The sequence below is a fragment of the Sphingobium estronivorans genome (assembly GCF_008692605.1).
In the GTDB taxonomy this organism is placed as follows: Bacteria; Pseudomonadota; Alphaproteobacteria; order Sphingomonadales; family Sphingomonadaceae; genus Sphingobium; species Sphingobium estronivorans.
In genome coordinates this window covers 132,458-155,312 of the sequence record NZ_LFCT01000005.1, presented here as the reverse complement: position 1 = coordinate 155,312, position 22,855 = coordinate 132,458, and the positions used below count along the sequence as shown (strand labels likewise).

Sequence of the window (22,855 nt, the reverse complement as noted above, 5' to 3'; positions counted from 1 at the left end):
CCCCGCCATTTCGCGGCGGGTGCCGATGGCGATGGCCGGATCGCCGAGCAGATGGCTATCGTCTTCCTGAGCGGCTGGAAACCCGATCCGAGCCAAGCCCAACCGGCCCGCCGGGGCAGTGCGACCATGTCGCTGGCCGAGGCGCTGAAACCGAAGCCCTGACGCCCCGACTATATTATCGGATGGTCAGGCCGCCAGTCGCAGGAACGGCACCGGCTCGGTCGAGCGCAGGACGATCGGCTTGCCTTCCGATGCCTCGAACAGTTCGCCGTCCAGAATGACGCTGCTGTGGTCGCCTTCGATGCGGATCACGTCGCCATGTTCCAGATGGATGCCCTGCATCTGCGCCTTGCCGACACGGCGGGTGACGCTGGCCCAGAACAGGCGGAGCAGCGCGGGCAGATTCTGGTCGACCGCCATCAGCTTCATATGACCGCGCTGGCCGTCGCCCGGCTGCACGCCCAGCAGCAATCGTTCCAGTGTCGTCACGATCAGCACCGCGAAACGCCCGGCCAATTGCCCGTCACGAATCAGGGAAATGCGCACCGGATGGCTCGATTGCGGCAGAAATCGGGCACGAATGCCGAAAACCAGCGACAGCAGCACAGCGATAACCGTCAGGACATGGCTCATGCCGTTGGAAAGACCCAGCGGATAAATCTGGTTGCGGCAATAGAGCATATAGTCGGCCAGCCCCGCCCCGCCCAGGAACATGCCCAGCACCGGTCGCGTTTCCGCGCTGCCGTCCGACAGGGCGATCAGTTCGCGCGCCACGACATGATCGTCAACGCCCGCCTTGGCGATCTGGACGATCTTTTCCAGCGCCTTGATGGGATCGCCATGGATGCCGAGGTCGAGCGCGATCAGGTTGGTCTTGCCGTTGGGCAGCACTGCGATGGGCGGCACACGCCCCTGGAAATGCTCGCCCTGATAAAGTTCGGTCAGGGCCGCCTGCACCGTCCCGTCGCCTCCGTTGATGACGATGACGACCGGATCGACGCGGGCGATGGTCTGCAACGCCCGGCCGATCTGTTCGACATGCTCCACTTCATAATGGAAGATGTCGGGATTACTGGCGCAATAGCTGCGTACGCGCGGAAGCGTCTGCCGGTTGCCCGTGGACTTGGGATTGGACAAAAGGGCGACGCGAACCATGGCAGATCACATATATTTGAGGTTGATGGTGATTTTCGTCACGCCCGGCCCGGCATAGAAGGCGGCCTTGTCGACCCCCGGCTTGCCCAGGTTGAAGATGCTGATCGACGGATTGTTGGAAAAGCCGCCGCCGTCACGGGAAATATCGGTCTTGCCATTGCCGTCGCGGTCGTGGCGGACGGCAATGCCATATTTGCCGGGCTGCGGCACCGGCATGCAGAAGCGCATCGCGCCGCCCACGGCCTTCACCGGCACGTCGATGCGGTTGAGCCATTCACCCTTGGCCAGCCAGGCCGCCCTAGTCGCGGGATAGGATTGCACGCGTACCGTGCCGGTCGCGGCCGCGAAGCCGCGCACATCGACCAGAACCGCCGACCCCTTCGCATTGGCCGCGCAGCGTTCCAGATCGTTACCGATTTCCATGCCGTGGGCGATAGCCGGGGCGGCGGCGAACAGGGCCCCCACCGACATCAGGCCCAATGCAACTTTGAACATGACCATCACACTCCGTGAAGCTATAGCCGCCCGTTGACACTGGACGGCGAGCCCCTGTTCGCCCCGTAACTTACCTGTCTTTCGATATGGGCAGGGTTTGCGGCCAAATCATGGTGATGGGACGACCACATAGAGAAATGCTGACAGCCACCGACAGATATCTCGCTCGCCTGATCGCCTTGCCCATGCTGGGGACGCTGGTGATCTCCGCCATGCTGCTGGTGCTCGACAAGATGCTCAGCCTGTTCGACTTCGTCGCGGCGGAGGGCGGGCCGGTCAGCGTCGTGTGGCGGATGCTGGCCAATATGATGCCCGAATATCTGTCGCTGGGCATTCCCATCGGCCTGATGCTGGGAATTTTGCTGGCCTTCCGAAAGCTCGCCCTGTCGTCCGAGCTGGACGTGATGCGGGCGGTCGGCCTGTCCTACGGTCGGTTGCTGCGCGTGCCCTATATGTACGCCATCGCGTTGGCGCTGCTCAATTTCGGCATTGTCGGCTTCGTCCAGCCGCTGTCCCGCCATGCCTATGAAGCGCTGCGCTTCGAACTGCGGTCGGGCGCGCTGGGCGCCTCGATCAAGGTGGGCGAATTCACCACATTGGGCAAGCGGATGACCCTGCGGATCGAACGCAGCCTGGACGAAGGCCGCAACCTGCAGGGGATTTTCGTCCGCGCCATCGGCAAGGACGGCCAGACCGTGGCGGTGACTGCGGCGCAGGGCAGTTTCCTGGCCACCGACGATCCCGACACCATCATCTTCCGCCTGCGCGACGGCGTGCTGGTCAACGACGCACCCAAATATAAGTCGCCGCGAATCCTGTCCTTTTCCAGTCACGACCTGCCGATCGACCTGCCGCAGATCGAAAAGTTCCGGGGGCGCGACGTGGACCGGGAAAAGACCATTCCCGAACTGGTGGTGATCGGCCACGATCCCGGAACCCCTGACAAGCTGCGCAACGAGATCCGCGCCAATTTCCATTTCCGCATGGTCGAAGTGGCGATGATGCTGCTGCTGCCGCTTGCGGCCCTGGCTTTCGCGATCCCGCCGAAGCGATCCACCTCGGCGCTGGGGGTGTTCCTGTCCATCGTGTTCATCGTCACCTATCACAAGGTCAACGAATATGGGCAGGGTGTCGGATCGCTGGGCAAGATCGATCCGATCATCGCGCTATGGGGACCGTTCCTGTTGTTCGCGGGGCTGATCCTGTGGATGTATCATGTGATCGCGCACCGTCCCGGCGGCCAGCCGATCGCCGCGCTCGAATATGCCTTTGCCAAGATCGCCAAGCAGATGCCCCGGCTGCTGGGCGTCGTCCGACGGCAGCGCAATCTGGCGGAAGGAGCCGCCTGACCCATGCATCAGCTCAATTTCTTCCCGTCGCGCCAGATCAGCTGGTACATGGCACGGCTGTTCCTGACCCGCACCTTCGCGGTGCTGGCGATGCTGGTCGCGGTGCTCCAGACGCTCGACCTGCTGGGCGAATCGGGCGATATCCTGGCCTATGCCGGCAATGGCGACGCGCAGCTCTGGCACTATGTGGCGTTGCGCGCGCCGCAGATCGTCGCCCGGTTCCTGCCCTTCTCGGTGCTGCTCGGCACGCTCATCATGCTCGCCAGCCTTAACCAGAACAGCGAAATCATCTCAATGAAGGCGGCGGGACTGTCCGCGCATCAGATATTGGCGCCCCTGCTGGCGGCGGCGATGGGCGTGGCGATCATCAGCTTCGCCTTCAACGAGCGGATCGTGGCGCGTTCGACCGCCCGGCTTTCGGCTTGGCAGGCCGTGGAATACGGCCCCCTGCCCCCGGAAACCGGGATCAAGGCCAGTCCCTGGGTGCGCGACGGCAATAATCTGGTGACGGCCGCCATCGTCGCCGGACGGGGCACGGCGGTCCAGTTGCGCCGGGTCGAAATCTTCAACCGCATCAACAACACGCTGACCACCATCGTGCAGGCGCCCCGGGGGCATTATGACGCCGCCAGCAAAAGCTGGGTGCTGGAGGATGCGCGGCAGTTCGACGTGGCGCGGGGCACGGAGCGGCAGATCGGCACGGTGCGCTTCGGGCACGACATCCGGCCCGATCAGTTCACCTTGGCGAAGGTCGATCCCGACGCCCTGACCTTCGGCCAGTTGCAGGCCGCGATCAGCGACCTGCACGATGCCGGGCGGCCCACGGCGGAACTGGAAGGGACCCTGTGGCACAAGCTGTCGGGGCCGCTGTCCGCCCTGCTGATGCCGATATTGGGTTCGGTCGCGGCCTTTGGCCTCGCGCGGTCGGGCCAGCTTTTCGTGCGGGCGGTGCTGGGGATGGCGCTGGGCTTCGCCTATTTCGTGGCGGACAATTTCTCGCTCGCCATGGGGAATCTGGGGGCTTACCCCCCCTTCCTCGCCGCCTGGGCGCCGTTCCTGCTGTTCCTGCTGGTCGGCGAGACGCTGCTGTTCCGGACCGAGGAATAGGAATTCCCGGCCTTTTTTTAGCGGCGCACCATCGTGCTGCGCGCGATCTTGCCGACCAGCGGCCACATGCCGGGGTAATTGCCCCGATGATAGGGCGAATCCGCCGCCAGCGTCGTCGCCAGCCGCTTATGCGCCTCTCCCAATGCATGATAGGGGACGCTGGGCAGCAGATGATGCAGCGCATGGTAGCGCAGCCCCACCGGCGCCCAGATCTCGGCAAAGGGCGACGGCGGCGGCACATTGACCGAATCGAGATATTGCGCGGTCACGGTCATCGCATCGCCCTCATTCTCCCAAAGATGCGCGACAAGGGTGCGCAACTGGTTGATGACGGTCATGGCCGAATGCACGGCCATGTAGGTCAGCAGCGGCTTCCAGCCGAGGACGAACACACTGCCGACCAGCGCCAGCGCGAAAATGCAGGCACCCGCCTCCTGCCATGCCCATGCCCGGGCAAACGCCCCCTCCGGCGCGCGGCGGCGATAGGCAGGGTTGATCGACAAGGCGGAAAATTCCGCCACGACCTTCCGCCGCAGCGGCGGGAAAAGCAGGCTGAGCGGCGTCAGCACGCCGAAGCGCAGGATCAGGCCGACCGGCGCCAGCGCCGCCACCAGGATGAACAGCGGCAGCGACCACGGCTTCATCAACGCCAGCGGCAGATATTCCGGATCGTTGGCGGTGCCGTAACGGGTGCGCGCATGATGCTGGGTATGCACATCCTCATACATGAAGGACGGAATCATCAGCGGAATGCCGACGATCAGGTTCCAGCCGAAGCGGAAGCCCGGCAACGCGCCCTTGCGGATATGGGTCAGTTCATGGATGAAGCTCGCCGCGCGGTAGAGCGCCAGCATCGCCACCAGTCCGAACGCCACCATCGGCGCGCCCTGGGTCAGGATCGCTCCGGCCAGCGCCGCATAGCCGACAAGGGCCGACACCAGCAGGTCGGGCCAGTAGATGGAGGCCTGGGCCGTCGACAGCTCGCGCGTCAAATCCGCCGCGGCGCGCAGCATCGCCGCATCGTCGGGGATCGCGCTCTTCGTTCGCGAAACGGCTGCCATATGGGGATCGTGCACAGTCATGCCGTGGTTCCTAAAGGGTAAATGCGCTGCAATTGGGGCAGCAACATGACGATTTCGCCATGTTGGACGATCCGTCCATGTCCCGATTGACATTCGTCCGACAAGCGCCGAACTGCTCTGCCCAAACCTCTCCAGCGAAAGCTCCGCCGTGGCCAATACCGAACTGGTGATCACCCCCGTCATGTCCAAGGCGGATCGCAAGGCGTTTGTCGACCTGCCCTGGCGGCTTTACGCCAACGATCCCAACTGGGTGCCGCCGTTGAAGGATGAGGTGTACAGCCTCATCACGCCGGGCAAGAATCCCTTTTTCGGCCATGCCGAGGCGCAATATTTCCTCGCCCGCCGGGGCGGCAAGGTCGTGGGGCGCGTGTCCGCGCATCTCGATCATCTGGCGCTGAGCCAGCCCGCCGAGCAGGGCATGGGGCCGGGCACCGGCAATTTCGGCCTGTTCGAGGCGGAAGATGCCGAAGTCGGCGCGGCGTTGATCGCGGCGGCGGAAGGCTGGCTGCGGGCCAAGGGCATGACCCGCTCGCTCGGGCCGATTTCGCTGTCCATCTGGGAAGAGCCGGGCCTGCTGATCGCGGGTTTCGACCATAAGCCGACGGTGATGATGGGCCATGCCAAGCCGGAATATCGCGCCATGGTCGAGGGCGCGGGCTATCGGCCGGTCAAGCAGCTCAAAACCTATGAACTGGATATCGCCCAGCAGTTCCCGCCGCTGATCCAGCGCATCGTCCAGTCGGGCGAGAAAAATGCGCGCATCCGCATCCGCAAGGTCGACAAATCGAAATTCGACAGCGAGGCGGCAATCATCCTGGACATATTGAACGACGCCTGGGGCAATAATTGGGGCTTCGTGCCGATCACCGACGAGGAGGTCGCGCATTTCGGCAAGCAGTTGAAGCCGATCGTGTTCAACGACCTCATCATGATCGCAGAGCTGGAGGGCGAGCCCGTCGCCTTCATGATGACGCTGCCGGATTTGAACGAGGCGATCGCGCCGCTCAACGGCTCGCTCTTCCCCTTCGGCTGGGCGAAGCTGCTCTGGTGGCTGCGCAAGCCCCAGGTGCGGACCATGCGCGTGCCGCTGATGGGCGTGGTGCAGCGGCTGCAATCCTCGCGCATGGCAAGCCAGCTTGCCTTCATGATGATCGAATATATCCGCCGCAACGCGACGGCCCATTATGGCGCGACGCGCGGCGAGATCGGCTGGGTGCTGGACGACAATCAGGGCATGAACGCTATTGCCGACGCCATCGAAAGCAAGGTGAACAAGATTTATCAGGTGTACGAGAAGGATCTCTGACCCACCCTCCCGCAAGCCGCGGCGGATGAATTACGGCACCGCCACGTCCACGGCGCCCGCCGCGATCTTCACCGTCGCGGGCGTTGTCGCCAGCACCTCCCCATCGATGGAGATGCGCTGCGGCGGCACCGTTTCCACCCGGAAGGACTTCCCGCGAAATTCCTCCGTATGCGCGTCCCTGTCGCGCAGCTTGAAGAATTTCGCATACCAGTCCCAGGCGAGCCGTGCGTGGCTGCGCCCGACCACCGCCTGAATCACGATCTCCCCGGTATCGACATCGGCCTGGTCGGACAATTCCACCCCGCCATGATAGGGGCCGTTGAGGATGCGCACCTCCGTCGACCACATCCGCCGCGCGCCGCCGCCATCGTCCAGCACCAGCCGGAAAGCGCGAAAGCCGACCGAGCATTTCACCGCCCAGAGCAGATAGCCGATCCGCCCGAGATAGCGTTTGAGCTTGTGCGGCACCGTTTCCCCGATCATCGGAGAAAGGCCGAGCGATGCCGCATTCACGAAATAATCATGCTCGATCATGCCAAGGTCGATGCGCCGCCGCTGGCCACCGGCAATGACCGCCACCGCGCCCTCCAGGTCGAGCGGAATGCCCAGAGTCCGCGCAAAGCTGTTCGCGGTCCCCAGCGGCAGCACGCCGAACACGCAATCCTTGCCGACCAACTCGTCCACCGTGCCGGACATCGACCCGTCGCCGCCGCCCACGATCACCATCGGCGCGCCTTGCGCGACCGCCTGCCGCACCATGGCCTGCAACCGATCCGGCTCCTTCACCGCATGGGCCGCGATCAGGCGCAGGCCCGCCTGCTCCAGCAGGGTTTTCGCCTCCTTGAACAGCGCCTCCCCCCGGCGGGAATGCACATTGACGATCAGCGCCGCCTCCCGCGGCAGGGATTTTGTTTCCATGCCTTAACAACTCCTGAGCCAGCAGAGAGGTCCGAAACCAATTCACGCCCGCGCTCGTTCATCCGCCATGGCCCGCATCGCCCATCTGTCCGACATTCATTTCGGCGCGCATGATCCCAAAATCGTGGACGCCGCCGAAGCCTGGCTGCAACAGCACCGGCCCGACCTGGTCGTCGTCAGCGGCGACTTCACCCAACGGGCGAAGCGCGACCAGTTCCGGCAGGCCGCCGTGTGGCTCAACCGGCTGCGCGCCGCGGGACTGAAACTGCTGGTCATTCCGGGCAATCATGACGTGCCGCTCTATAATCTCGTCCAACGGTTCGGTGCACCGTTGCGGCGCTACCGGCGGTATATCAGCAACGACCTCTGCCCCTTTTTCGAGAATGGAGAGGTCGCGATACTCGGTCTCAACACGGCGCGGTCGCTGACGATCAAGGACGGGCGCATCAATCATGATCAGATGCGGCTGCTGCGCGACCGGTTCGCATCGGTGGCGCCGGGAAAGACGCGCATCCTCGTCACCCACCACCCGCTCTTCGCCATGCCGATCGGACGGGGCAACGAGTTGAGCGAGGCGGTCGGGCGGCATGAGGACGCGGTGCGGGCAGCGGCGCAGGCGGGCATTCATATCGCGCTCGCCGGTCATTTCCATCGCACCTATGCGGAGGCCGCGCAGAAGATGGTCGCCCATGCCGGCGGCGCTCTTGTCATTCAGGCGGGCACGGCCACCTCCACACGGCTGCGCAATGCCGAGCCGCAGAGCTTCAACTGGCTGCATGTCCATCGTCATGACGCCGTCGAATTGCAGGTCGTCGTCTGGGACGGGGCGAGCTTCCAGCGGGGGCATCATGTCGCCTATTCCCAGTCGGACGGGGAGTGGATCGGACAGGAGATCGCCGATCCCTTGGCTCAGCCCGGCATGCGGGTGGCGGCAAAGGCGCGGGCCTGAATTGCCCTTCCCTAATCGAACGCCGCGCCCGCCAACGCCGCGCCATGATCGCGAACCGCCCTCGGCCAATCCGCCGACGCGCGCTCGAAACCCGCCTTGTCCCTGGCATAGAGCGCCCGCATCGCCTCCTCATAACCCGGCCGATCCCCTGCCATCACGGTCAGGAAATGATAGGCGGCGTCCATCGCCGCACGCGGCGAGGGCTTTTCCCGGGCCGCCCTGCGCGCAGCCTCGACCAGCCGCCGCAGCGTCACCGAAGCGCCGCCCGGCTGCGTTGCCAGCCAGTCCCAATGGCGGGGCAGCAGGGTCACTTCCCGCGCCTGCACCCCCAGTTTCGGCCGCCCGCGTCCCCGGCTCGGCTCCGGCGCGGGCCCACGCAGATCGATATCCACCTGCCGCCCGCTCTCGTCGTCGAACAGCAGCAGATTCTGCGCCTCTTCTCCCATGGCATGGAGGGCGGCGCGCACCTCTTCCTCATCGCCCGTCGCGATCCACAGGTCGCCTGCAAAGGCCGTCAAAGTCCGGGTCATGCCGCAATCTCCTTCGGCAGGACTATTATTACCCGGATATTATTGAGTCAATATCGCCCGGGTAAAATTATTCGGTCAGCTCCACCCACGTCGGCGCATGGTCGCTGGCCTTTTCCCGCCCGCGAAACTCCTTGTCCACCTGCGCGTCGATCAGCCGGTCCGCCGCGGCGGGACTGAGCAGCAGATGATCGATGCGAAAGCCCGCATCGCGCGGCCAGGCGTTCATCTGATAATCCCAATAGGTCCACACCCCGCCCGCCGGATGGCGCGAGAGGATGGCATCGGTCCAACCATCGCCAAGCAGGCGCCGATAGGCCGCGCGGCTTTCCGGCTGCATCAGCGCATCGTCGGCCATGGCCTTCACCGAATAGACATCCTTGTCGCGCGGAATGACATTATAGTCGCCGGCGAGGATGGCGGGGACTTCCTCTGCCCAGATTTCGGCGGCACGGTCCCGCAGTCGCTTCATCCAGCGCAGCTTATAGTCGAATTTCGGCCCCGGCTGCGGATTGCCGTTGGGCAAATAGATGCTGGCGACCCGCAACCCCTTCACATCCGCTTCCAGATAGCGGCTATGTTCGTCCTCCGGCTCGCCCTCCAGACCGCGGCGGACCTCCACCGGCGTTTCCCCGCGCGCCAATATAGCGACGCCGTTGAACCCCTTCTGCCCATGCCAGATCGCGCCATAGCCGACGCTTTCAATATCCTTCAGGGGGAAGGTGTCGTCGGACGTCTTGATTTCCTGAAGGCAGGCGATGTCCGGCCGGGTTTCGTCCAGCCACTCGAGCAGGCGGGGCAGCCGCGCCTTGATCCCGTTGATGTTGAAGGTCGCGATGCGCATGGACGAAATCTCCTTGCGCGCATCCCTAAAGAGGTGAGCGGCCCTTCGACAAGGGCGGGATGGATTTAAATCGAGAAGCTGGTCCCGCAGCCGCAACCGGCCGTGGCGTTGGGGTTCGTCACCTTGAACGCCTTGCCGCCCAGATCGGACACGAAGTCGACCGCCGATCCGCGCACCAGATCGAGGCTGACGTCATCCACCACCAGCGTCACACCGTCCCGTTCGACCGTGATGTCATCGGCTTCCACCGCTTCCGCGAGGCCGAAACGATATTGGAAGCCCGAACAGCCGCCACCCTCAACCGCGAGGCGCAATATGGCGGGCTTGCCCTGCTTGGCGGCGATGGCCGCGACACGGGCAGCGGCAGAGGGGGTCAGATCGATTTCAGCCATGGCGCCTAGATAGGGTCACGCAAAAGGCCCGGCAAGCTCTCGCATCGCCGGACCTTTGGAAAGACAGGAAAATGAGGGATTTATTCGTCCGCCGCCTTTTCCTGGGCCTTGGTCGGGCCGCCCATGGCGACCGGCGGCTTGGTGTTCATCGCCACCAGATAGTCGGGACCGGCGACGAAGGGGATCGGGTTGATCGCCTGGCCATCGACGCGCACTTCATAGTGCAGATGGCTGCCGGTGGAGCGACCGGTCGAACCCATCAGGCCAATAAGCTGGCCGCGATGGACATAGGCATTAGGCGAAATCAGCAGCTTCGACATATGGCCGTAGCGCGTTTCCATGCCGCCACCGTGCGAAATCTGGACAAGGTTGCCATAGCCGCTGGCCCAACCGGCGCGGCTGACGATGCCGTCGGCGGTCGCGTAGATCGGGGTGCCCATCGGGCCGGGAATGTCGATGCCCTTGTGCATCCGGGCGCCGCCGTTGAAGGGGTCGGAGCGGACGCCGAAATTGGAGGTCAGCGACAGCTTGGCGACCGGACGTCCCGAAGGGATGTTGTTGCTGGCCTTGCTCTGGCCGTCGAGCCGCTGAAGGCTGGAAAAGAGGTTGGAAAAGCCGACATCGGCCGGGCCGAGCGCGCTGGTGTTGATTTCCGACGCATCCCCATAGGGATCGTCATCGTCGCTCTTCGCCTGGGCGGGAAGTGCGGCGCAGAGCGCGCCCGCCACGCCGACAGCGCCGGCAATTTTCAGAGCGGAACGGAACCATCGCGCCGCGCGCGCATTTTGAGACTGAAGAACCAACATGCCGACCCCGACTATTGACCGGAGGCTTATGCCTCTCGGCTATCCCCACATTTACCAAAAAAGCGGCAGATGCCGCCACCCGCTGTCATCAAAAGGACATGACGCGGCCTATTGTGCAAGCGGACTGTAAAATTCCCGCGTTAAACCGGCTTGTCGACGCGCCGAGTCGTTGAACGGAGGCTTTAACGCTCCCCGAAAGTGGCGTTTCACAAGGATTTGGTAATGATTTGCGGGGTTCAGCCCCAGTCGCTTCGCCGCATGGCCGAACCATGTCGTCCCGGCCGCGACGTGCCGGATTTCGTCTGTCATGATCCTGCGCAACATGCGCGCGGACGTTCCGTCCCCCGCACTTTCGAAGCGCTCGACGGTGGCGGGGGTGATGTCCAGCGCCCGCGCCTCCAACACCATCGGCACGATGGCGAGGCGCGCCAGCGCGTCATGCGCCGTTTCCCGCGCCGCCTCCCACAGTCCGTCATGGGCGGGCAGCGCGCCATAATGGCTGCCCAATTGCCGCAACCGCCGGTCGAGCAGCGCAAAATGCATCGCCTCATCGGCGCCGACGCGCATCCATTCATCGGTGAATGCCGGGGGAAACTCCGCGCCGAAGCGCCCGATCAGATCGAAGGCCAGGTCAATCGCGACGAATTCGATATGGGCAAGCGCGTGCAACATCGCGATCCGCGCCCGGTCCGAGCCGATCTTGCCGCGCTTGGGCATCTGATTGGGCGGCAGAAGCTCCGGCCTCTCCGGCCGGGCGGGCCGATCCGGCATCGCCGCGTCGAACCGATGCGCCAGCCGCCCCAGCCGCCAGCCCCGCGCGACCGCCCGCGCGGCCATCAGCTTGGCCACCGGATCGGGCGTCAGCAACACGTGGGCGCAGGCCGCGCCCACGCCATCTGTCGGCACAGCCAGGCTCAAAGCGCTTGTCCGGCCTCCAGCACCTCGGCGGCGTGGCCCTTGACCTTCACCTTGGGCCAGACGCGCAGGATCCTGCCGTCGGCGCCGATCAGGAAGGTCGCCCGCTCGATCCCCATATATTTGCGGCCATAGAGCGACTTTTCGACCCAGGTGCCGAATGCCTCGCACATATCGCCCGGCTCGTCCGATGCCAGCGTGACGGTCAGGCCATATTTATCGGCGAATTTCCTGAGCTTGGCGGGCTTGTCCTTGGAAATGCCGACCACGGGAATGCCCAGCGCCGCGAAATCGGCGGACAGGGCCGTGAAATCCTTCGCCTCATTGGTGCAGCCGGGCGTGTCCGCCTTGGGATAGAAATAAACGACCAGCGGCTGACCCCGATAGCGGGCCAGCGTGAAATCCGCGCCGTCCGCATCCTTCAGCCCCACATCGGGTACGGCATCGCCGACATCCAGCATCGTCATTCCTCCGTAAAAGATGCAGCCAGCGCATCCCAGGCCGCGCGCACCCTTTGCCGGGCCTGCGCGTAGCTTTCAAGCAGCGCGTCCCAGCTTTCGACGCCGCAGGCCCGCGCCACGAGGGGGCGGGTGGCCTCCGGCGGCTCGGTCGACTTGGGTGAGACGAGCCGGGAAACGACCAGAAACCGGGTGATAAGGTCATGCGCCGCGATCAGGTCAGCCGGCAGATGCCCCGCCGCGACCAGCTGCTCCAGCGCCGCGCGCAGATCGGGGTCGAAAGCCATATTATGGCGGAACTGGGTGATGTGGATCAGGAATTCCAGATCGACCAGCCCGCCCGGAACCAGCTTGACGTCGAGGTCGCCCGCCGGTGGCTTGTGCTTGGAAATGTCGCCGCGCATCTTCACGGCATGACGGGCCAGTTCATCGAAATCGCGCGGCCGTTCCAGCGTTTCGGTCAGGATCGCGTTCAGCGCCCTCCGCGCCGCATCCGACCCGAACACCGGCCGGGCGCGGGTCAAGGCCAGATGCTCCCAGGTCCACGCCTCCTCCCGCTGATAGCGGGCAAAACTGTCGAGGCTGACCGCCAGCAAGCCTTGCGCGCCCGAGGGCCGCAGACGGGTATCCACCTCGTAAAGCGGTCCCGCCGCGGTCGACACGGACAGCGCATTGGTGATCCGCTGGCCAAGGCGATTGAAATATTGCGTCGCGCCCAACGGCTTGGGGCCATCGGATTCCGTCTCGAAACTGCCGGTGAACAGATAGACGAGATCGAGGTCGGAGGCATGGGTGAGCACCCCGCCCCCCAGCCTGCCCAGCGCCAGGATCACCATCTCGCCGCCCGGCACCTTGCCATGGGCGCGCTCGAATTCGGCCACGGTGGCGACGCTCAGCGCCTCGATGGCTGCTTCGGCCACGCGCGAATAGCCTCGTCCGGCCTCCAGCGGGTCGCCGCCGCGAATGATCTGCGCGCCCAAAGCAAAGCGACGGTCATTCACGCGCTGCCGCACCCGGTCCAGCAGGGCCTGATAGTCCTCGCCTTCCTCCAGCCGGGCGAACTGGTCCGCCAGCGCCGCGACGGCGGGCGGCGGATCGAAGGCGGACGTGTCGATCAATCCATCGAGCAATTCCGCCCGCCGCCCCAAAGCATCGGCCAGCGTCGGCGCATGACTCAGCACTTCCGCCAGCAGTTCCGCCAGCCCCGGCCGCGCCGCCAGCAGCTTGAAGAAGTTGATCGCGCTCGGAAGCCGCCCGATCAGATCGTCCAGCCGGTTGAGCGCCCGCGTCGGATCGGGCGCGACGGCGAGCGTGCGCATCAGCCCCGGCAATAATTCCTCCAGCGCCTCGCGCGATGCCCCGCTGCGCAGCGCCCGGATCGAGCCGGAGCGCCAGCGCGTGATCCGCGCGACCGGCGTTTCCGCATCGGCAAAGCCCAGCCCGGCCAATTGTTCCTTCAACCGGTCCTCGTCATGCGACAGCGATTCCTGCTTCGCCGCCGGGGTCAGCCGGTCGTAATTGCTGCCCACCCACTGCACATGCGGGCGCAGCAGGTCGAGCAGCGCCACGCCGTCCTCCAGCCCGTGCAGCCGCGCGACATTGTCCATCGCGTCTGCCGTCTTGGGCAGTTCGTGGGTCTGGCGGTCCTCCACCATTTGCAGGCGATGCTCGACGGTGCGGAAGAGGACATAGGCCTCGTCCAGCTTTGCCGCGACCTCCGGTTCGAACACGCCCGCCGCCGCGAGCGCGCGCAGCGCTTCCCGCGTATTGCCCGAACGCAGCGATGGATCGCGTCCGCCATGGATCAGCTGGTGGACCTGCGCGAAAAATTCGACCTCTCTGATGCCGCCGCGCCCGCGCTTCAGATCATATCCCGGCCCGAAGGCCTGGCCCTGCGAATAATGGTCGCGGATGCGCCGGGAAATGTCGGTGATCGCGTCGATAGCGCCGAAATCCAGACTGCGCCGCCAGACGAAGGGCCGGATCGCCTGCATGAAATAATCGCCCAGCGCCATATCGCCCGCCGCCGGACGCGCCCGGATGAACGCCGCCTGCTCCCAGCCGAGCGCGGTCGACTCATAATAGCCGATCGCCGCCTCCACCGGCAGCGCAATCGGCGTCGCTTCGGGCGAGGGACGCAGGCGCAGGTCGACGCGGAACACATAGCCGTCGCCGTCGCGGGCGTTCAGCAATTCGCTGACCCGCCGCCCGATCCTGACCGCCGCATCGGCGGAATCCTCCCGCTCGCCATGGGGCAGGGTCTTGGGATCGTAGAGCAGGATCGGATCGATATCGGACGAGTAGTTGAGTTCCCGGCTACCATGTTTGCCCAGCGCCAGCACGACGAAACCCCGGTTTTCCGCATCGGGATAGCGCTCCGCCATGGCAGCGGCCAGCGCCTCTTCCAGTGCCCGGTCGGCAAAATCGGACAGGGTGCGCGTGGTCCGGTCGACATCCCATGCACCGGCCAGATCGGCCGCCGCCGTCACCAGCGCCACCGCGCCGCGCCTGCGCCGCAAGGACCGTGCAATGCCGTCTTCGGGCCCCGCCACCTGCTGCGCGGCGGCCCATGCGCCTTCGAAATCCCCGCTTTCCAGCAGCCCGGCCACATCGGGGAAACGATCCATTTGCCGCGCCAGAAATGGCGAATGCGCCCGCATCCTCGCCGCAGCCGCCTTACCGTCCGTCACCCGTCAATCTCCCACAATGGCGCTGATATTGCGTGCGCTTGCGACGAACGCCAGAAACTTTTGCGCGTTTGGACAGTTATCTGAGCTATGGAAATGCAACGCAAACCTCTTGGCCGGTCGGCGAAGATCCAGGAAGGCGCGATCCGCCGCGTCCTGACGATCGGCGTACCGCAGCCCTATGAAGGCATCGGCAATGCGTTGCGCTCCACCTTCCGCGCCGGGCGGGAAAGCGTGCCCGACGATATGCTGGAATTGCTGGCTAAACTTGAGCGGCACTGACCTGAAAAGCAGCATTTTATTTACCGCAGCCTTTTAGGATGGCGCGACTTTGACCGGAACGTGCCGCCATGATCTATAAATCCTTCGCCGTCCTGACGCTGATCGCAGCCCCGATCATCGTCCTCGCCGTGCAGAGCTTCGTGCCGCAGACGAACCAGCCGGCCGCGATTGGCCCCGCCATGCCCGTCACGCCGCCGCCCGTGCCCGCGGCTGTCCCCGCTGCGGTCGCGCCCGCGCCTGTCGCAGACGCGCCAGTCGGGGCGCCGCCCAGCGATTCGGCGTCCTTCGGCCAGCCCATGTCGGATGCGGGCAAGCCCTCCCTGTCACCCGGCACCGGCCTGCCCGCCACCACCCCGCCGGTCGAGATGCCGTCCCCCGCATCGAACGAGATTCCGCAATAACCGTCAGCTGAACGTGTCGCACTGGGCCGGGTCGCCGCTGTCCAGCCCCTTGCGCAACCAGCTCATGCGCTGCTCGCTGGTGCCATGGGTGAAGCTTTCGGGCACGGGCCGTCGCCCCGCCGCCTTTTGCAGCGTATCGTCGCCAATCGCCTGCGCCGCCTTCATCCCTTCTTCCAGATCGCCCGGTTCCATCAGCCCCGTGCGCTTGGCCCAGACGCCCGCATAGCAGTCCGCCTGCAACTCCACCCGCACCTGCAACGCATTGCCCTGTTCCTCGCCCACCGTGCGCTGCTGCTTGTTCACCTGGCCCAGCGTGCCCTCCAGATCCTGCACATGATGGCCCACCTCGTGCGCGATCACATAGGCCTGGGCGAAATCGCCCGGCGCGCCGAACCGCTGGGTGAGTTCGTTGAAGAAATCGGTGTCGAGATAGACCTTCTTGTCATTGGGACAGTAGAAGGGCCCCATGGCGCTCTGCGCCGCGCCGCACCCCGATGTCCCGCTCTGCGAGTAGAAGGACAGGACGGTCGGCTGATATTGCTCGCCCGCCTGCTGGAAAACCTGCCCCCAGACCCGTTCGGTCGATCCCAGCACCTTCAGCGACCAATGCTGGATGTCGCTCAGCTTGGACGCGTCGCGACTCACTTCTCCGCCCTGCGGCATCTGGCCGCCGCCGCCACTCATCAGGCTGAGCGGATTGACGCCCATCACCGCCAGGACGATCAGCACCACGACAATCCCGCCACATCCGAAGCGGCTGCCGATCAGCGGCAGCAACATCCCAAGGCCGCCGCCCATGCCGCCGCCGAAACCGCCGCCGCGACCGTCCTGAACCTCGAAATTGGAGCTTTCCTGTTCGTCGTCCAGCCGCATCTCGTCCCTCTCTTTCCACGCCCTGCCTAATCCATTCGGCTGCCGGTGGAAACGGTCGCCGTGCGTACCGGTTGCGCCCGTGACCATATTGTAACGAGACAGGGCAAGGAAAGGATGGCAGTTGGAATGGCGATAGAGACCTCTATATTGCACTGCGACATGGCCGATACCGAACCACCGCTGCGCCACCGCGCCCATACGCCGCTCCCCCTGCCCCGCGAAGTCGCCCTTTTGCTGCAGGGCGGCGGCGCGCTCGGCTCATTCCAGGCGGGCGTCTATCAGCGACTCGATGAGCTGGGAATCGACGTCAGCTGGGTCGCGGGCATTTCCATCGGCGCGGTCAACGCCGCCATCATCGCCGGCAACCCGCCGCATAAGCGGCTCAGCCGTCTCAAGAAATTCTGGCTCACCGTGTCGGGCGGGATGCCCAATATCGTTTTGCCCGAAATCGACCATATCCGGGAGGCCGCGCATCTGATGGCGGCGGGCACGGTCGCGACCTTCGGCGTGCCGGGCATGTTCCGCCCGCGGCTGTGGCCCGCGCCGCTGATGCCCGAAGGCACGCCGGGCGCAATCAGCTTCTACGACAGCGCGCCGCTGAAGGATACTCTGGACGCCTGCGTCGACTGGGATCTGCTGAACGATGGCCCGGTACGGCTGTCGGTCGGCGCGGTGGACGTGGAAACCGGCAACTTCGCCTATTGGGATACGCGCGGCCACGGCGGCAACACCCGGATCGACGCCCGGCACATCATGGCGTCGGGCGCCCTCCCCCCCGGCCTGCCCCCGGTCGAGATTGACGGGCGCTGGTATTGGGACGGCGGCATCGTGTCCAACACGCCGCTCGCCCATGTCCTGGACCATCAGACCGACGACATGCTGGTGTTTCAGGTCGACCTGTTCCCCGCCGAAGGGCCGATGCCCCGGCAGATGACGGACGTCTATTCCCGCACCAAGGATATTCAATATTCCAGCCGCACCCGGCAGGTGACCGACCAGTATCTGCGGCTGCGCAAGGAGCATAAGGCGATCCGCGCCCTGCTCGACAAGCTGCCCCCCGAATTGCAGGACGATGCCGACGCCAAGCGGCTGCGCCAGTTTCTGGACGTAGGCTCGGTCAACATCGTCCACCTGATCTATCGCAGCCGCGCCTGGGAAAGCGGCGCGCGCGATTTCGAATTTTCCCGCTCCACCATGCTCGATCACTGGTCGCAGGGCCGCGACGCGGTGGAGGAAGTGATGCACAAGGGCGACCTCATTGCCCGCAACATCGTCAACGGGAAAAGCTCCACCTTCGACCTCGACGCACCCGACCATCTCAAGGAGAAGCAGGCATGAGCAAATCGTTGCAAGGCAAGACCGCACTCATCACCGGATCGACCTCCGGCATCGGCCTCGCCTATGCCAAGGCATTGGCCGGGGAAGGCGCCAATGTCGTCATCAACGGCTTCGGCGATGCGGACGCCATCGAGAAGGAGCGCGTCGGGCTGGAGGGCCTGAGCGGGGCGAAGGCGCTCTACAGCGGCCATGACCTCACCAAGGTCGACCAGATCGAGGCGATGATGAAGGAAGCGGCCGGCGCCTTCGGCGGCGTCGACATCCTTATCAACAATGCGGGCACGCAGCATGTCGCGCCGGTGGAGGAATTCCCGGTCGACAAATGGAACCTCATCATCGCGCTCAACCTCAACAGCGCCTTCCACACCTCGCGCCTCGCCATTCCTTATATGAAGGAGAAGAAGTGGGGGCGGATCATCCAGACGGCGTCGGCGCATTCACTCACCGCGTCGCCCTTCAAGAGCGCCTATGTGACGGCAAAGCACGGGCTGGCGGGCTTCACCAAGACGCTGGCGCTGGAACTGGCGACCTTCGGCGTGACCGCCAATTGCATTTCACCCGGCTATGTCTGGACCCCGCTGGTGGAAAACCAGATTCCCGACACGATGAAGGCGCGCAACATGACCCGCGAGCAGGTGATGAACGACGTGCTGCTCGCCGGGCAGCCGACCAAGCAGTTCGTCACCGTGGAGCAGGTCGCGTCCATGGCGCTCTATCTGTGCAGCGACGCCGCCGCGAACATCACCGGCGCCAATATGAGCATCGACGGCGGCTGGACCGCGCAATAATCTCGCAATCCCTTCCCTTCGGACCTGCGGAGGGAAGGGATTGTTCGCAACTGCCGCAAAATCACCCTTAAAACCCCGGCAAATCTCCCCTATGCTTCGCGGCATATCCAGGGAGACATAGTGATGCGTCCTGCATTGACGGCCATTATGGCCGCCGCCAGCCTTACCGCAATTGCCCCGGCCTCGATCGCCAGGGCACAAACCCAGGCGCCCTCCCCCGTCGCCGCCGTCCCGCAGTCCAATGCCCCAGCCCCCAGTGCGATCGCGACGACCATCGCGAAGGACATGGACGGGCTGACGACGCTCTATCGCGACCTGCACGCCAATCCCGAATTGTCGGAGCAGGAAACCGCCACCGCCGCCAAGCTCGCGCGCCGCCTGAAGGCGATGAAGTTCGACGTCACCGAAAAGGTCGGCGGCACAGGCGTCGTCGCGGTGCTGAAGAACGGCTCCGGCCCGGTGCTGCTGATCCGCGCCGACATGGACGCCCTGCCCGTCACCGAGCAGACGGGGCTGGAATTCGCCTCCAGGGTCAAGACCAAGACCGCCGACGGCACCGAAACAGGCGTGATGCACGCCTGCGGCCATGACACGCACATGACCGCCTTTATCGAGACGGCGCGGCTCCTGTCCTCCATGAAAGACCAGTGGAAGGGCACTTTGGTCATGATCCTCCAGCCCGCCGAGGAAGTGGGGCGCGGCGCCCGGCTGATGCTGGAGGATGGGCTTTATACCCGCTTCCCGCGTCCGACCCATGCCATCGCCTTCCACGACTCCGCCGATCTGGAGGCGGGCAAGATCGGTTATACACCCGGCTTCGTGCTGGCCAATGTCGACAGCGTCGACCTGCTGGTGCGGGGCGCGGGCGGCCATGGCGCCTATCCGCAGACGACCCGCGATCCCATCGTGCTCGGCGCGCGGATCGTGACGTCGCTGCAAACGCTGGTCAGCCGCGAACAGGACCCGTTCGACCCCGTCGTGGTCACGGTGGGCAGTTTCACGGGCGGCACCAAACATAATATCATCCCCGACGAGGCGAAGATGCTGCTGACCGTGCGCAGCTATTCCGACCGGACCCGCGAAAAGCTGATCCACGGCATCGAACGCATCGCCCGGGGGGAAGCTATCGCGGCGGGCGTTCCGGAGGACAAAATGCCGGTGGTCACGGTGAAGGACGAATTCACCCCCTCCACCTATAACCCCCCCGCCTTTGCTAACCAGATGGCGGATGTGCTGAAGGCGCATTTCCCCGCAGGCACGGTCAGCGAAACGAAGCCGTCCATGGCGGGCGAGGATTTCGGCCGCTATTACCGCGCCGACAAGAGCATCAACAGCTTCATCTTCTGGGTGGGCGGCGTCCCGGCAGGCCAGATGGCAAAGGCGGCTGCGGGCGAAATCACCCTTCCCTCCCTGCACAGCCCGTTCTGGGCGCCGGAGGCCGACAGGCTGATCGCCACCGCCAGCGAGGCGATGACCGTGCTGGCGATGAGCATATTGAAGCGGGATTGAGGTTTGGAATGGGTGGTTCGCAGACGCCCGCCCCTCCGTCACGTCAACGCCCCCATTGTCGCCCCAGCGCAGGCTGGGATGACGAAAAAGGGGTGGGTTTGCGACAGTCTGTTATGGACGTGGCTTGAGAAAAGCAGCCCGAATGGACCTACGCAGCAACCAAACAAGAAATAGGGGCCAAGCGAGTGCGCTCACTCCCGAGACGGCCATAAACGGATAAACCAATACGGGCGTGTCCATAGAAGGACCAAATTGAAGCATCACGAAACAGCAGGCGACAAACGCCAACGCTGAAACAGCAAGCCACATCCCTAAAGCTTTGGTCGTCACTCGCCTATTCCATGAGGAAAAAATATCTGCCCAAGAGTGCCGAGCGTAGAGGCGATGGTCAAAAAGCTTAGCAGCACTCTTCAGGAACGGCGGCAATTAGGAAGTGAAGCGCTCATGCTGAAGGTCCACTTCTGGTCGCTTCCAGTCAGATGGATCAAACGGGCCGATGCCCCTTGCGCCATTTGGTCATCAGGTGGCGCGCCAGCATCGCCGGCGGCATCCGCAGCCAGTGGGAGCGCACGTAAAAGGCGAAGCCCAGCAGCTTGCGCCTTTCCCGTCCCCACCCGTCCCGCGCCAGCAGCCGCGCCGCGACGATCCGGTCCCAGAGCGTCAGCCGCGCGCCCTCGCCATAGAGCGCCGCCGCCAGCCGCTGCGCCTGCCGCACATGCCGCCCCAGGCCATGCCGTTCCGCCCGCACGGACAACGCGGCTGGATCGATCCCGTCGAGCAGGCAATATATGTCCCAGAGATTGCGCAGCCCGCCCGCCAGATCGCCATCGGCCAGCAGATGCGCCGCCGCGTGGCAGACCCGGTCTTCCGGGCAGAGCATATATAACTCATTGGTAATGGGCAGCGCATCGGCGATCATCGCGGCCGCGTCCGGCGTCTGCCGCGCCGTTAGCGGCAGGACGGTATGGTGCACATCGATCATCCGATCCCGGCCGGCATGGATCATCGGCGGCAGTTCATGCATCCATTGCCGATAATAGGCGTCGTCATAGGGGTCATCCTTCACCCATTCCCATCCGGCGCGGATCAGGGCGTGCTCGACCTCCGTCAGCGCCGCGCGGGGAACCAATATATCGAGATCGCCAATGAAGCGTCCTTGCCCCGCGCTCAGCCCCGCCGCCGCATAGGCCGTGCCCTTGAGCAGCACGACCGGCAGGCCCAGCCCGGCCAGCGCCTCCGCCGCGCGATCCGCCTCCCAGAGCGCCTGCCGCGCCTCCCGTTCGGCATCGGCCCGCGCATCCGTCAGGATCGCCCGCACCGCCCCGGGCACAGGCCGCTCCCCGATCCGCAGGGCCAGCGTGCCGATCAGCCGCTCCGCCCGTGCCATCGCGATCAGGCTGTTCCAGCCCCGCGCATCCAGCGCCGCGACGCAATCGGGATCGCGCAGCGCCCGCACCAGCAGCAGCGCGGTCATGCCCATTCCGCCCACAGCCGATCGACCAAAGCGATGGCTTCCTCGCCAGAGGGAAAGTCGATGGCGCGGGCCGGCACGGTCTTGACGAAACGGGTCAGCGCCGCGAAGCCCGGCTCGCCCAAGGCGACATAATTGGTCGATGCCTGGGTCAGCCGCATGAACATCTCGCCCTGCCCCACCGGGCGCACGTCGCTCTCATGCCCGAAGCGCGGGAACAGCAGCAGCGCGGGCAACGCCCCTTCGTTCATCCGCTCGACCGCATCGCTGCGGGGAAGGAGGTGGCGAATATCCCCCTTCGCCGTCCCCGCGAGCAGCGGTCCCATGCGCCCCGCCGGAGCCTCCGCCGCCAGCACGTCGATGGCGCGGTTCTTGAGCGAAACAAGGCGCGGAAAGGGAAAGATCGCCCCCGTTTCCAGATCGAGCAGCGCGAACTCATCGCCCATCAGCCGCCAGCCCCGTTCCCCCAGTTGCGCGGCGAGGGTAGACTTGCCGGAGCCGGATTCGCCGGTCATCACCAGCGCCCGCCCGCCCTTCTCCACGCTGGAGGCGTGCAGCAGCAGATGCCGCCGCCAGCCCAGCGCCATTTGCAGGTTCATCCCCATTTCCGCCGCGAGCAGGCCATGAGCCAGGCTCATCGGCGCGGCATCGGCCAACCCATGATCGCCGGTGATGAAGATGGACGGGCGGAGCCAGCGCCGGAACGGGCCGGCCGGTTCCAGCCGGACGGTGAAATCGGCAATCCCGTCCGCAGGCGCGGGATAATCGGCATAGAGCCGCGCCAGCGCCTCGACCGGCTGCCGCCAGGCCGATCCGATGCGGAAGGTCGCGGGACCGATCTTCAGGGACAGCCCATGATTCACGCGATGCGCACCAGTCCCAGCGCGGTCAGTTCCACCAGATGCGCCTCGACCTGCGGCAGCGCCTCTTCCGCCGCGCCCAGATCGTAGAGCCGCGCCAACTGGCCCAGCACCTCACCCGCCGTCCATGCCGCGCCATCGTCCAGCGTCGCCAGAATCTCCGGCACCGGGCTGATGACCATATGGGTTTGCCCCGACGACCGATGATAGAGCAGCACCATATCGTCGAGCGCGCAGGACGCGATGGCGTCGGGGCTGTCCTGACAATAACGGCGATGCACGGTCACGAAAGGGCCTCCAGGGACGGGAGTGTCCCCGCCACCCTTAGGGCAAAGGAGTAGCC

The 22,855-nt window shown here is 65.1% G+C and carries 24 protein-coding genes and 1 pseudogene; 10 read left to right on the top strand and 15 right to left on the bottom strand.

All coding sequences use genetic code 11. The annotated features are described in order from the left end of the window. Positions 1-162: pseudogene (locus F7P65_RS22310) on the top strand (SAM-dependent methyltransferase); the annotation flags it as partial. Positions 163-186: 24 nt separating this feature from the next. On the opposite strand, the gene F7P65_RS05965 reads toward F7P65_RS22310, so the two are convergent. Beyond that, positions 187-1,155 carry a diacylglycerol/lipid kinase family protein gene (locus F7P65_RS05965; protein ID WP_150290835.1) on the bottom strand — a complete coding sequence of 323 codons (969 nt, stop codon included), beginning with the start codon at positions 1,153-1,155 and terminating at the stop codon, positions 187-189. Between the two features lie 6 nt (positions 1,156-1,161). After that, positions 1,162-1,656, bottom strand: coding sequence for a DUF2141 domain-containing protein (locus F7P65_RS05960; protein WP_150290834.1), 495 nt, complete (start codon positions 1,654-1,656; stop codon positions 1,162-1,164). A gap of 131 nt (positions 1,657-1,787) precedes the next feature. On the opposite strand from F7P65_RS05960, the gene lptF reads away from it, so the two are divergent. Next, complete coding sequence (gene lptF / locus F7P65_RS05955; RefSeq protein ID WP_150290833.1) at positions 1,788-2,999, top strand: LPS export ABC transporter permease LptF; 1,212 nt, start codon at positions 1,788-1,790, stop codon at positions 2,997-2,999. Between the two features lie 3 nt (positions 3,000-3,002). After that, a complete protein-coding gene (lptG, locus tag F7P65_RS05950) occupies positions 3,003-4,106 on the top strand; it encodes an LPS export ABC transporter permease LptG (protein WP_150290832.1) in 1,104 nt (367 codons plus the stop codon). A gap of 17 nt (positions 4,107-4,123) precedes the next feature. Here the strand turns inward: lptG and F7P65_RS05945 are convergent, their stop codons facing one another. Further along, positions 4,124-5,188 (bottom strand): fatty acid desaturase family protein, encoded by a 1,065-nt coding sequence (locus F7P65_RS05945; protein WP_150290831.1) that lies wholly within the window; start codon positions 5,186-5,188, stop codon positions 4,124-4,126. Between the two features lie 148 nt (positions 5,189-5,336). Here F7P65_RS05945 and F7P65_RS05940 point away from each other — a divergent pair, with 148 nt between their 5' ends. Further along, on the top strand, positions 5,337-6,494 hold the full coding sequence (locus F7P65_RS05940) for a zinc-binding metallopeptidase family protein (protein WP_150290830.1): 1,158 nt from the start codon (positions 5,337-5,339) through the stop codon (positions 6,492-6,494). Between the two features lie 30 nt (positions 6,495-6,524). Here F7P65_RS05940 and F7P65_RS05935 read toward each other — a convergent pair whose 3' ends face one another. Further along, positions 6,525-7,412, bottom strand: a complete 888-nt coding sequence (locus F7P65_RS05935) for a diacylglycerol/lipid kinase family protein (RefSeq protein WP_150290829.1) — start codon at positions 7,410-7,412, stop codon at positions 6,525-6,527. Positions 7,413-7,479: 67 nt separating this feature from the next. Between F7P65_RS05935 and F7P65_RS05930 the strand changes: the two genes are divergently transcribed. Then, on the top strand, positions 7,480-8,361 hold the full coding sequence (locus F7P65_RS05930; protein WP_150290828.1) for a metallophosphoesterase family protein: 882 nt from the start codon (positions 7,480-7,482) through the stop codon (positions 8,359-8,361). Between the two features lie 11 nt (positions 8,362-8,372). Here F7P65_RS05930 and F7P65_RS05925 read toward each other — a convergent pair whose 3' ends face one another. The 7 genes from F7P65_RS05925 to F7P65_RS05895 all read right to left on the bottom strand — a co-directional run bounded on the left by F7P65_RS05925 (position 8,373) and on the right by F7P65_RS05895 (position 14,963). After that, on the bottom strand, positions 8,373-8,891 hold the full coding sequence (locus F7P65_RS05925; protein WP_150290827.1) for a DUF2239 family protein: 519 nt from the start codon (positions 8,889-8,891) through the stop codon (positions 8,373-8,375). Between the two features lie 67 nt (positions 8,892-8,958). Beyond that, on the bottom strand, positions 8,959-9,732 hold the full coding sequence (xth, locus tag F7P65_RS05920) for an exodeoxyribonuclease III (protein ID WP_150290826.1): 774 nt from the start codon (positions 9,730-9,732) through the stop codon (positions 8,959-8,961). Positions 9,733-9,797: 65 nt separating this feature from the next. Beyond that, positions 9,798-10,124, bottom strand: coding sequence for an iron-sulfur cluster insertion protein ErpA (gene erpA / locus F7P65_RS05915; RefSeq protein WP_150290825.1), 327 nt, complete (start codon positions 10,122-10,124; stop codon positions 9,798-9,800). 80 nt (positions 10,125-10,204) lie between these two features. Further along, positions 10,205-10,930, bottom strand: a complete 726-nt coding sequence (locus tag F7P65_RS05910) for a M23 family metallopeptidase (RefSeq protein ID WP_162854541.1) — start codon at positions 10,928-10,930, stop codon at positions 10,205-10,207. A 108-nt stretch (positions 10,931-11,038) separates the two neighbouring features. Next, positions 11,039-11,848 (bottom strand): ferritin-like domain-containing protein, encoded by an 810-nt coding sequence (locus tag F7P65_RS05905; RefSeq protein ID WP_240334217.1) that lies wholly within the window; start codon positions 11,846-11,848, stop codon positions 11,039-11,041. Continuing rightward, positions 11,845-12,306: a thioredoxin-dependent thiol peroxidase gene (gene bcp, locus F7P65_RS05900; RefSeq protein WP_150290846.1), complete on the bottom strand. Its 462-nt coding sequence runs from the start codon at positions 12,304-12,306 to the stop codon at positions 11,845-11,847. Before bcp ends, F7P65_RS05905 begins: the two co-directional genes overlap by 4 nt. A gap of 2 nt (positions 12,307-12,308) precedes the next feature. Continuing rightward, positions 12,309-14,963, bottom strand: coding sequence for a bifunctional [glutamine synthetase] adenylyltransferase/[glutamine synthetase]-adenylyl-L-tyrosine phosphorylase (locus F7P65_RS05895; RefSeq protein ID WP_150290845.1), 2,655 nt, complete (start codon positions 14,961-14,963; stop codon positions 12,309-12,311). A gap of 117 nt (positions 14,964-15,080) precedes the next feature. On the opposite strand from F7P65_RS05895, the gene F7P65_RS05890 reads away from it, so the two are divergent. Together F7P65_RS05890 and F7P65_RS05885 are read left to right on the top strand one after the other, a co-directional pair. Further along, positions 15,081-15,272, top strand: a complete 192-nt coding sequence (locus F7P65_RS05890; protein WP_150290824.1) for a hypothetical protein — start codon at positions 15,081-15,083, stop codon at positions 15,270-15,272. Positions 15,273-15,340: 68 nt separating this feature from the next. Continuing rightward, the gene (locus F7P65_RS05885) at positions 15,341-15,673 is read left to right on the top strand and encodes a hypothetical protein (RefSeq protein WP_150290823.1); all 333 of its coding nucleotides are present in this window, start codon (positions 15,341-15,343) and stop codon (positions 15,671-15,673) included. A 3-nt stretch (positions 15,674-15,676) separates the two neighbouring features. On the opposite strand, the gene ypfJ is transcribed toward F7P65_RS05885, so the two are convergent. Continuing rightward, the gene (gene ypfJ, locus F7P65_RS05880) at positions 15,677-16,546 is read right to left on the bottom strand and encodes a KPN_02809 family neutral zinc metallopeptidase (protein WP_150290844.1); all 870 of its coding nucleotides are present in this window, start codon (positions 16,544-16,546) and stop codon (positions 15,677-15,679) included. A 159-nt stretch (positions 16,547-16,705) separates the two neighbouring features. Here ypfJ and F7P65_RS05875 point away from each other — a divergent pair, with 159 nt between their 5' ends. The 3 genes from F7P65_RS05875 to F7P65_RS05865 all read left to right on the top strand — a co-directional run bounded on the left by F7P65_RS05875 (position 16,706) and on the right by F7P65_RS05865 (position 20,181). Beyond that, positions 16,706-17,884: a patatin-like phospholipase family protein gene (locus tag F7P65_RS05875; RefSeq protein ID WP_150290822.1), complete on the top strand. Its 1,179-nt coding sequence runs from the start codon at positions 16,706-16,708 to the stop codon at positions 17,882-17,884. Continuing rightward, positions 17,881-18,672, top strand: a complete 792-nt coding sequence (locus F7P65_RS05870; protein WP_150290821.1) for a 3-hydroxybutyrate dehydrogenase — start codon at positions 17,881-17,883, stop codon at positions 18,670-18,672. The genes F7P65_RS05875 and F7P65_RS05870 overlap by 4 nt, the downstream gene beginning before the upstream one ends. A 123-nt stretch (positions 18,673-18,795) precedes the next feature. Then, complete coding sequence (locus tag F7P65_RS05865) at positions 18,796-20,181, top strand: amidohydrolase (protein ID WP_150290820.1); 1,386 nt, start codon at positions 18,796-18,798, stop codon at positions 20,179-20,181. A gap of 484 nt (positions 20,182-20,665) precedes the next feature. On the opposite strand, the gene F7P65_RS05860 is transcribed toward F7P65_RS05865, so the two are convergent. From F7P65_RS05860 to F7P65_RS05850, 3 genes are read right to left on the bottom strand one after another with little or no spacing between them, the layout of a single operon-like run. Then, positions 20,666-21,655, bottom strand: a complete 990-nt coding sequence (locus tag F7P65_RS05860) for a nucleotidyltransferase domain-containing protein (RefSeq protein WP_150290819.1) — start codon at positions 21,653-21,655, stop codon at positions 20,666-20,668. Next, positions 21,652-22,515 (bottom strand): HprK-related kinase A, encoded by an 864-nt coding sequence (locus F7P65_RS05855; protein ID WP_150290818.1) that lies wholly within the window; start codon positions 22,513-22,515, stop codon positions 21,652-21,654. Before F7P65_RS05855 ends, F7P65_RS05860 begins: the two co-directional genes overlap by 4 nt. After that, positions 22,512-22,799, bottom strand: coding sequence for an HPr-rel-A system PqqD family peptide chaperone (locus F7P65_RS05850; RefSeq protein ID WP_240334215.1), 288 nt, complete (start codon positions 22,797-22,799; stop codon positions 22,512-22,514). Before F7P65_RS05850 ends, F7P65_RS05855 begins: the two co-directional genes overlap by 4 nt. Positions 22,800-22,855 lie beyond the last annotated feature (56 nt).